Below are 2643 nucleotides of genomic sequence, written 5' to 3' on the forward strand. Positions count from 1 at the left end.
CATGAACTCTCCGAACACGACAGTCCCGGGCAGGCATCGCTGCAGGTCTTGCAAGGACACGTGCATCTCACCGCCGGTGAAGACAGTTGGGATGGCAAGACCGGCGACTACGTGGTCATCCCCCCGCAACGGCATTCCCTACAGGCGGTGGACGATTCGGTGGTCATGCTGACCGTCTTCAAAAGCCTCCCTTCGGTTTAGTCCGATGCTGTCGACGCCCTGGTCTCGGGCGATGGGCCTGCGCGTGCCCATCGTCAACGCCCCCATGGGAGGCGTAGCCGGTGGACGGTTGGCTGCCGGGGTCAGCGCCGCCGGTGGACTGGGCATGGTCGGCATGGGCACCGCCGGGTCGACGTCGTTGTTGCACGCCGAACTACCGCATGTGACAGGGACGTTCGGAATCGGCCTGGTGGACTGGGTGATGCGGAAAGAGGTGGGCCTTTTCGAGGCTGCGCTCGCCGCGCAGCCGGTGCTGATCTCGGTCAGCTTCGGCACCGATCTGTCTTGGGTGAGCCGCGTTCACGACGCCGGAATCCTTGCTGCCACACAGGTTTACAACGGGGCCGAGGCACGCAGAGCGGAAGACGCCGGGATCGACCTGATCGTGGCCCGCGGCAGCGAGGGTGGCGGCCATGGGGATGCGACGATCGGCACGCTGCCGCTGCTCGACGCGGTGTTGGACGTGGTGGCGGTGCCGGTGCTGGCCGCCGGTGGCATCGCGTCGCCGCGCAGCCTCGCCGCGGTGCTGGCCGCCGGGGCCAGCGGAGCCTGGCTGGGCACCTGCCTGTCGGCGTCAGTGGAGGCGCTGACGAGCGACGCCGGACGCCGCGCGCTGGTCGCGGCCCGCGAGACCGACACCACCAGCACCCGGGTGTACGACATCGTCCGTCATCTGCCGTGGGCGGAGCGGTTCCCGTCACGCGTGCTGCGCAACGACTTCGTCGCCCGCTGGACCGGACATGAGGACGCGTTGGCCGAAGACGCCGCTGCTGAAGCTGAACTGGCCGCCGCGATCGCCGCCGATGACCGCCGAATCGCGGCGGTCGATGCCGGCCAGGGCGTCGGGATGGTCACCGATGTCGCCCCGGTCGGCGAGGTCATCGAACGCCTCTGCACGGGCGCCCGCGAGTTACTCGCGGGCTGGGGCTAGACCGCCCGTACGTAACGCTTGTTCATCACGCGCTGCAGCAGCGAGGTGAACGGTCCACCGGCTTTGCTCCACCACGTCGCCGGCCGGGAGAAGGCGGAGACCTCGGCGAACACCGCGGAGGTAACGGGGTCATGGCGCACCACGAACCGCTCCTCGCCGGACTCCGGATGCCCGGGCAGGGTGCCGTAGGCGAATCCCTTCACGTGCGGCTCGTCGACGATGTACACGACCCGGCACGGTGCCTTCAGGAACCCGATTTTCACCACGACCACCGTGCCGACGGTGATGAATTCGCTGCTGGGCTGCACCCGCAGGCCGGAGCCGCGCTGCATGCCCCAGCGCATCACCGCGTCAGCGGCCTGCTCGAAGCGAAGCCGACCCATGCCGATGTGGGCCGAGTAGCCAATGTGCTTGTACCCCGGGGGCGGCGGGCCGGCCGTCGCGCCCACCTCGGGATAGGTGAAGGGCAGTTGAGCAATCGTTTGCAAGTCCACCGGGCCAGCTTGCCACGCGGACGTGGCCGGTTTTTGCGGGCTCGCGTACGGTCGGCGATGTGACTACGCAAGCTCCCGCCCAGGCATCCGGAACCTTCACTCTCGGCGGTGATCTCACCATCAACCGCCTCGGCTACGGCGCAATGCGTCTGACCGGCAAGGGGGTTTGGGGCCCACCCGCCGACCGAGACGAAGCGGTTCGCGTGCTGCGGCGCGCTGCCGAACTCGGCGTCAACTTCATCGACACCGCGAACTCATACGGCCCGTACTTCGCCGAGGAGATCATCCGGGAGGCGTTGCATCCCTACGACGGGCTGGTGATCGCGACCAAGGCCGGGTTGCTGCGCACCGGACCCGACGTGTGGGTTCCGCTGGGCTTCCCCGCCTACCTGCGTCAAGAGGCCGAGCTCAGCCTGCGCCGGCTCGGCGTGGAAACCATTGACCTGTTTCAGCTGCACCGCATCGACGACAAATTCCCGATGGAAGACCAGATCGGCGAGCTGGTCAAGTTGCAGCATGAAGGCAAGATCCGCCACATCGGACTGTCAGAGATCAACGTCGACCAGCTGCATGCCGCCCAAAAGATCACGCAGATTGTCTCGGTGCAAAACCTCTACAACCTGACCAACCGTTCCGCCGAAGCACTTCTGGGCGAGTCCACCAAACAGGGGATCGGCTTCATTCCGTGGTTCCCGCTGGCCGCGGGCCCGCTCGCGGCGCCGGACGGTCCGCTGGCCAAGCTCGGCTCCGAGCATGGCCACGCGACGCCGTCGCAACTGGCGCTGGCCTGGTTGCTGAAACGCTCACCGGTGGTTCTCCCGATTCCGGGCACCTCGAGTGTCGCGCACCTGGAGCAGAACGTCGCCGCCGCCGAGATCGAGCTCAGCGACGACGAGTTCGCGAAGCTGAGCGAGCTCGGCAAGCAGAACGCCTAGCCCGGCGCCGACGCTCGCCGCCGGGCAATACGGTGTTCTGGTGGCCGGCGAACATGCGCGACAT

At 67.5% G+C, this 2643-nt stretch carries 3 protein-coding genes and 1 pseudogene; 3 read left to right on the forward strand and 1 reads right to left on the reverse strand.

Annotated elements, in window-relative coordinates:
• A pseudogene (locus VN856_RS27600) lies at positions 1-201 on the forward strand (cupin domain-containing protein); the annotation flags it as partial.
• Between the two features lie 4 nt (positions 202-205).
• Positions 206-1150: a nitronate monooxygenase gene (locus VN856_RS27605; RefSeq protein WP_325695230.1), complete on the forward strand. Its 945-nt coding sequence runs from the start codon at positions 206-208 to the stop codon at positions 1148-1150.
• Here the strand turns inward: VN856_RS27605 and VN856_RS27610 are convergent.
• On the reverse strand, positions 1147-1644 hold the full coding sequence (locus VN856_RS27610; protein WP_325695232.1) for a DUF1990 domain-containing protein: 498 nt from the start codon (positions 1642-1644) through the stop codon (positions 1147-1149). The genes VN856_RS27605 and VN856_RS27610 overlap by 4 nt on opposite strands.
• A 59-nt stretch (positions 1645-1703) precedes the next feature.
• Here VN856_RS27610 and VN856_RS27615 point away from each other — a divergent pair, with 59 nt between their 5' ends.
• Positions 1704-2579 carry an aldo/keto reductase gene (locus tag VN856_RS27615; protein WP_325695233.1) on the forward strand — a complete coding sequence of 292 codons (876 nt, stop codon included), beginning with the start codon at positions 1704-1706 and terminating at the stop codon, positions 2577-2579.
• Positions 2580-2643 lie beyond the last annotated feature (64 nt).

Origin of the sequence: Mycobacterium sp., assembly GCF_035603715.1 — a bacterium.
GTDB lineage: Bacteria > Actinomycetota > Actinomycetes > Mycobacteriales > Mycobacteriaceae > Mycobacterium.

Coding starts and splice junctions, on each gene's coding strand:
- VN856_RS27605 (WP_325695230.1), top strand. CDS start 206: ATGCTGTCGACGCCCTGGTCTCGGGCGATGGGCCTGCGCGTGCCCATC.